Source organism: Achromobacter colocynthidis, from assembly GCF_057334535.1.
Genome location: NZ_JBHFIZ010000035.1, coordinates 694,264 through 700,705 on the forward strand (window position 1 = coordinate 694,264; position 6,442 = coordinate 700,705).

Consider the following 6,442-nt stretch of genomic DNA (forward strand, 5'->3'; position numbering starts at 1 on the left):
TTCTAGCGGAGCTGGCTACCTGCCCACTGAACTCTATGGTTGAAGGTGTACTTCCCAAAGATCCAGGGACCGCTTTGGTCGGGAACGGTCATCGACCCGACCCGACTCGACCGCCCCTCCTTACTGCTCCCCTTCCCCCGTAACTCCCATCACTTCAGTTCTGGAAAGTCCACCACGGTGTCATTCGCACGATTGAACACGTTCGTAAACGTGATGACGGCGATGGCCAATGCGATATCCGCGATGGCCTCGTCCGGATAACCCGCCGCGCGCAAGGCCGTGAGTTGCTCGGCGTCGAGGGTGCCTCGGCCTTCTTGAAGGTGCCGGACAAACTGGATCAGCGCATCGCGCTTTGCATCGCCGGTCGGCTGCAGCGCCCTGATGGCGCGCACGGTGTCCACGGGCAGGCCGGATGCCTTGCCCGCCAGGCTGTGTGCAGCGACGCAGTAGTCACAACCGGCAATCGCGCTCACCACCAACTTGATGGTTTCGCGGTCCTGCGCGGACAGGACGCCTTGCGCCAGCACCGCGTCGGCGGACAGCATCGCCTTAAGTGCGGGCGTATTCAAGGCGCCAATAGCCGCATAGGCATTAGGGACCATGCCCACCGCTTTGCGGATAGCGGCGAAAACGTCGGCGGTTTCGCCGGAGGCACTGCCGGCGGCGGGCGTATTGATACGGGAAGTCATGTTCTGGGTTCCTTTCAAAGTGGTGTTGCTGAAAACCGGCAGCGGTGAACCCGCCGATACAGAGAAATTCAAGTTCTACGCGCAATGGCGGCGTTCAGGCCCAAGGCGATCAGTTCCGCCATGGCCGCCACGACGCCAATTGCCCAAATGGCGCCAGCGCCCAACACGGTGGCACCCAGCGCACTGCCGATTGAAAATCCGAAATACATGGTCGAGGTGTTAAGCGCTAGCGCTACGGACGCTTGCGAGGGGACGCCCGCTCCGATAAGCCGTGCCATTTGCGCGGGAAAGAATGACCACACCGTGAAGCCCCACACAGCCACGGCGATCATGACCAGACCCAACGAAACTCCCGGTGGCAGCACCGTTGCAACGGCCAAAGCCAGGAACGACAACGCCAACAGCACGAGCGACCCGCGCACCACCGTGCCAGCCCCAAAGCGATCGTTGAGGACCCCACCCGTCATGACCCCAGCCGCTGCACAAAGCCCCCAGAGCGAGACAGACGCTGTGATCTCCAATGGGCCAAAGGCCAACACGGCGCTCAGATACTCGGCGATATACGGGTAGGCAGCAAAGGCGCCGATTGACCAGAACAGGCTGACCGCCAGCAAGCGCAACACGGAACGCTGCGCCACCACCGAGACACGTTCGCGCAAACTGGCCACCGCGATGCCCTGCCCCGCGTCACGGTCGATACCGGTCAAAATGCCTGCAATGGCCACCAGGCTCATCGCGCCGCCCAGCAGAAAGGTTGCCCGCCAGCCGAAGGCGTGACCGATCAGTCCGCCAAGCGGCAGGCCCAGCGCGATGGCCAATGTCTGCCCCCCGCTGACAATGGCAAGCGCACGCCCCCGCATCGTGGGTGGGACGATGACGCCGGCCAGGCCATTGGCGGCGGGCACATATAGCCCCGCCGCAATGGCCATCAGCACGCGCGCGGCGATCAGCACGGTGAACGACGAGGACAGCGCGGCCACGACGTTGCCAATGGCGAACAGGGCCATCGCGATCAGCAGCACCTGCTTGCGGGCCATGCGGCCGGTGGCCACGGTGGTCACCGGCGATGACAATGCCAGCACCAGCGTGAACACGATCACCAACAGCGCGATGGTGGGCACGGGCAGCGCAAAGTCCTTCGCCATGACCGGCAGCAAGGGCGCGATCATGAAGCCTTCGGTGCCAATGGCGAACGTTCCCAAGGCCAGGAATCCCGCCGGCAGCAACACCGTGCGCGAATCGTCGGCAAGCGTTGCGGTCATGACGCAACTCTCCTACAAATGCAGTCTGTGCGGGCGTGAGCCCGCCTGTCAGGCGTCTTAGACGGGGATGGGATTGGCGGCGATTTCAGTGTTGAAACCGTCAATCAGCGCATGTTCGCCAATGCCGGGGTTGTCGCGCAGGGCACGAATCGCCTCAACAAATACTTCCGGTGCGTCGGTCGCCAGCCCCTTCATCGTTTCGGCGATAAAGGCGTCCAGCGGCATGGCGCGAGGGTCACCGCTCTTTTTGATCAGGTCGGTGTCAACCCACGGCGGCGCGATTTCCTGGACGGACACGCTGCTGCCTTTGAGCATGAAGCGTTGCGACAAGGCATACGAGTGCAGCGCCGCCTTCGAAGCGGAATAGACGGCATTGGTGGCAATAGGCACGTAGGCCAGAACCGAGGTGTTGTGAATGATCGTCGCGCGCGGCTGCGCCTTCAGATGCTCGATCAGCGCAGAGGTCAGCCGGATCGGGCCAAGCAGGTTCGTGTCGAGAATCTGGCGCGACACGGCATCATCGATCCGGCCCGAAGGATCGTCGAACGGCATGATCCCCGCATTGTTGATCAGTACGTTCAGCGTCGGGTAGTCGCGGATCAGTTGCGCGGCTACGCGGTCGATGTCGGCCGCATCCGAAATGTCCAGGGCGACGCCCTCGATCCCCGGATGGGCCGCGGCCACTTCATCCAGCAGGGCCTGACGGCGGCCGGCGATGATGACCTTGTTACCCAGGGAATGAAACTGTTCGGCAAGCGCGCGGCCAATGCCCGAGGTGCCGCCCGTGATAAAGATTGTGTTGCCCGTCATCTGCATGATTTGTCCTTGTGTTGCGCCTGGATGGCGCCTTCGATGGACGTACTATGCGCGGGTCGGGTGAAGTCTCAAATGCCATAGATCCGGCAAAAACGGACACGGGTGATAAGCAGGCCGCCCATGGCCGGTCAGGCGGCGTCGCGGTCTTGCATCGACACCAGGCTCCGCTTCACGCTGGCCGGGGGCTGGCCAAGGTTGCGCAAGAAGGCGCGCCGCATTCGGTCACGGTCAGCAAAACCTGTGTCACGCGCCACAATTTCCAAAGGGTGACGGCCGTCTTCCAACATGACGCGCGCAGCCTCCAAGCGCAGCATTTCCACGGCCTTGGCCGGAGACCGCCCGGTTTCTTCGCGAAATACCCGGCTGAACTGACGCGGTGACAGGCTGGCAGCTTCGGCAAGCTCTTCGACAGACAAGGGATTGCGCAGGTTTTCACGGGCGTAGGCCAGCGCGCGCTTTACCCGGTCAGAGCGAGGCTCCAGCGCAAGCATCGCCGAAAATTGCGATTGCCCGCCGTGGCGACGATGGTAGACGACAAGCCTACGAGCCAGTGCCCGGGAAAGCGCAGCCCCATGGTCGTCCTCGATCAGCGCAAGCGTCAGGTCGATGGCCGATGACATTCCCGCCGACGTCCAGATGTTGCCGTCACGGATGAAAATTCGGTCCTCTTCGACCCTGACCTTCGGAAAGCGCGCCCGAAGCGCCGGCGCATGCGCCCAGTGCGTGGTGGCGGTACGGCCATCAAGCAGACCGGCGTGCGCCAGCACAAAAGCGCCTGTGCATACCCCAGCCACCCGGCGGGCTTGTTCCCCCGCGCGGGCGAGATACGCACGCAGCCCGGGCGAAATATTCTGGGGCGCCAATTGGCCGGCAACCATCAGCGTATCGGGTATGCCACCTAGCGGCGTCGTTTCGATACCTGCGTTCATGGACGACCTGACCGTGCCGCCTTTTTCAGAGAGCACCGTCAGCCGATAGCCCTTATCGCCCAGCTCAGTATTGGCGAGCTCAAAGGCAGAGAGCGCCGCCAAACCCATCAGCTGGAAGCCATCTTCCAGGATTAAACCAACGTGCCGCATCATGCTTCCTTTTCAGGCAATGGAAGAACAGATTAATCCGGCACGGGGAACGGCATCCACGTTGTTGCCAAAAATTGGCCCACTTTGTTGCGCCATTTTGACGTCGGCACCCACCCTGCTTTACTCCTGTTTCCGGCAATCGCGCAGCAGCGCATAAAGCCCCGCCGCCCCAAAAGCCGCCATACCCAAGCCCACGCTGACGAACAGCCCGGTCTGCGTGGTGGCGATCAGCCCCCCACCCAACGCCACCAACGTGCGCGCCAAGGCGCCCGCCAACGGTACTGCCATCTTGCCGGTGCCTTGCGCGGCGCAGTACTGGGTGAATCCAAGCCCGAAGAAGCCAAAAAAGGGGCCAACATGGCGCAGGTACACGCTTCCCGTCGCCACACTTTCAGGGTCCGTCAAAAACGCGCCCAGCCATAACTCGGGGCATATCGCAACCACCAACCCAATAGTCTCGGCAACGGCGAACCCCAGACAGGCTGCGATCAACGCAGCGCGGCGTGCGCGATCGATCCTGCCCGCCGCCGCGTTAGTGCCGATCAGGATCGCGGCAGGCCCGCCGATGCCGAAACTGAGCGGCACCAACAAGAATTCCAATCGCGCAGCCGCGCCGTACCCGGCCACGGCCGCCAGACCGTACGACCCAACGTAGCCGGTAACGATGGCGATGGTGAGATTGGTACTTGTCGCGATAAGGGCCGACACGCCGCCGACCTTGAGAATGTCGGCAAATAGCCGACGTTGCAGCCGCACCGGTCTGGCAGCCGGCCGCAGCACCCCTTGGCCACTCCAAAGATATATTGCGAAAACCAGGCTACCAACGGCGTAATACAAAACCATTGCCAACGCGCCGCCTGTCACGCCCAGCCCCCGAAAGCCTGCCGCGCCAAAGATCAGCAGCCACGATACCGGTATCAGGATGACGCCACCGCCGCACACCACCCGCATCGGCAAGCGTACATTGCCACTGCCCCGAATGACCGCCAGCAGTGCATTGAACAGCCAAATCAGCGGTGCCCCGCCAAAGACGACGGCGGCATAGTGGTCTGCGTGCGCAAGCGCTTCGCCGCTAGCCCCCATGGCACTGAAGGCCACGGTGCCAAAAGCCAAGACGAGCCCTGCCGTGACAAGCCCAAACGCCACCGCAATGGCGACAGCATGCCAAACCAGCGCGTTGGCTTGCACGCGGTCGTTGCGCCCCAGCGCCCGCGCAACCGCGCCAAGCATTCCCCCACCTACCGCACCGGTCGCAAGCGCCGTCGTCAACGCCAGCAATGGAAACACAACCGACACGCCAGCGAGCACGTCTTCACCAAGCTGGGAGAGAAACCACACCTCCATCAGTCCGACAAAGGTTTGGCTAAGCATCACCAGCAGTGTCGGGCCGGCCAGCGACAACATCACAGGCAAAATTGGGGCGGTCAGCAGGCGCTCGGTCTGGACGTCACGGCTGCGGGAATCGGTCTGCGCGGTCATGACGGCACTCGAAGACGGTTCTGGGCGAGCGCAGAATAGGCCAATGTCGCGTTGGCGGGAATGTCGAATACACGGCAATTCAAGCCATGGTGATAGTCGGATGCGAAACAATGGGGTCAGGCTGGACTTATCCGGATTTCCCCGGTTGCTCAAACCAGCCCACATCTGACTCATGCGCCCACGCGCTGAAGCAATTTCAGTTTCAAGCCATCTGCAGTAGCAGCTTGCCCACGGTGGAACGGCTTGCCATATTTGCCGGGGCCCTTGTGGGTTGGGCAAGTGGATACTCGCCTCCGATAAGCACTCTGAGCTTGCCTTCGGCTATCCAATCGAACTTCCGCTACGACGGATTTCGGCCGATTCTGTTGAAAAACTCGCGGCCGTCTCGGTCGTCTGGCGGAATTTGCAAAGCGCCAACGAGTTCGGAGAGCACCGACATGATGGGTCATCAAGCGAGCGGGCAAGAGCGGCTGTTCTACGCTTTCAACCTTGAAGACGTCGTTCCGCCGACCCATCTTCTTAGAGCCATCGATCGCTGTCTGGATCTGAAGGAACTCCGCCAACACCTGGCGAAGCACTACAGCCATACGGGCCGTCCGTCCATTGACCCCGAACTTATGATCCGTATGCTGATCGTTGGGTATTGCTACGGCATCCGCTCCGAGCGTCGTCTGTGCGAAGAGGTTCAACTGAATCTTGCATATCGATGGTTCTGTCGTCTCGGCCTCGAGGATGCAGTGCCCGATCACTCGACCTTCTCCAAGAACCGACATGGACGTTTCCGCGCCAGCGATACCTTCCGCTGGTTGTTCGATGAAGTGGTCCACCGTTGCATGGCTGCGGGCCTAGTCAAAGGCGAAGGCTTCGCTGTCGATGCCAGCGTCGTGGCTGCTGATGCGAGCCGCCAGCGCGGTGTTCCTGCCAGTGAGGCCACCGACTGGTCGAACCCCGCACTCAGCACGCGTGCCGTGCGCGAGTATCTCGAAGCGCTCGACGACGAAGCGTTCGAACAAGCCGTTCCCCGGCGAATCTCGCTGACCGATCCGCAGTCACGGTGGACGGCCGCCCCTGGCGGTCCCGCATTCTTCGCTTATTCGACAAACTATCTGATCGATAC

At 62.0% G+C, this 6,442-nt stretch carries 7 protein-coding genes; 1 reads left to right on the forward strand and 6 read right to left on the reverse strand.

All coding sequences use genetic code 11. From position 1 onward, the window contains the following. Positions 1-149: 149 nt before the first annotated feature. From ACE04A_RS18795 to ACE04A_RS18820, 6 genes are all read right to left on the reverse strand, one after another. Positions 150-689: a carboxymuconolactone decarboxylase family protein gene (locus ACE04A_RS18795; protein ID WP_259246950.1), complete on the reverse strand. Its 540-nt coding sequence runs from the start codon at positions 687-689 to the stop codon at positions 150-152. Positions 690-757: 68 nt separating this feature from the next. After that, positions 758-1,951 carry an MFS transporter gene (locus ACE04A_RS18800; protein ID WP_485820393.1) on the reverse strand — a complete coding sequence of 398 codons (1,194 nt, stop codon included), beginning with the start codon at positions 1,949-1,951 and terminating at the stop codon, positions 758-760. Between the two features lie 57 nt (positions 1,952-2,008). Beyond that, positions 2,009-2,767, reverse strand: a complete 759-nt coding sequence (locus ACE04A_RS18805; protein WP_448719063.1) for an SDR family oxidoreductase — start codon at positions 2,765-2,767, stop codon at positions 2,009-2,011. Positions 2,768-2,895: 128 nt separating this feature from the next. Further along, positions 2,896-3,846, reverse strand: a complete 951-nt coding sequence (locus ACE04A_RS18810) for a GlxA family transcriptional regulator (protein ID WP_448719088.1) — start codon at positions 3,844-3,846, stop codon at positions 2,896-2,898. A gap of 120 nt (positions 3,847-3,966) precedes the next feature. Next, positions 3,967-5,325 carry an MATE family efflux transporter gene (locus ACE04A_RS18815; RefSeq protein WP_448719064.1) on the reverse strand — a complete coding sequence of 453 codons (1,359 nt, stop codon included), beginning with the start codon at positions 5,323-5,325 and terminating at the stop codon, positions 3,967-3,969. A gap of 202 nt (positions 5,326-5,527) precedes the next feature. Then, entirely contained in the window at positions 5,528-5,650 is a 123-nt protein-coding gene (locus ACE04A_RS18820; protein ID WP_448719089.1) for a hypothetical protein, read from the reverse strand. A 112-nt stretch (positions 5,651-5,762) separates the two neighbouring features. Between ACE04A_RS18820 and ACE04A_RS18825 the strand changes: the two genes are divergently transcribed. Beyond that, on the forward strand, positions 5,763-6,442 hold a 680-nt coding region (locus tag ACE04A_RS18825), incomplete at its 3' end, for a transposase (protein ID WP_485820394.1).

Bases quoted from the DNA above. Each gene is read 5' to 3' on its own strand.
- ACE04A_RS18805 (WP_448719063.1), bottom strand. From the start codon at position 2,767: ATGCAGATGACGGGCAACACAATCTTTATCACGGGCGGCACCTCGGGC.
- ACE04A_RS18815 (WP_448719064.1), bottom strand. From the start codon at position 5,325: ATGACCGCGCAGACCGATTCCCGCAGCCGTGACGTCCAGACCGAGCGC.
- ACE04A_RS18810 (WP_448719088.1), bottom strand. From the start codon at position 3,846: ATGCGGCACGTTGGTTTAATCCTGGAAGATGGCTTCCAGCTGATGGGT.
- ACE04A_RS18800 (WP_485820393.1), bottom strand. From the start codon at position 1,951: ATGACCGCAACGCTTGCCGACGATTCGCGCACGGTGTTGCTGCCGGCG.
- ACE04A_RS18795 (WP_259246950.1), bottom strand. From the start codon at position 689: ATGACTTCCCGTATCAATACGCCCGCCGCCGGCAGTGCCTCCGGCGAA.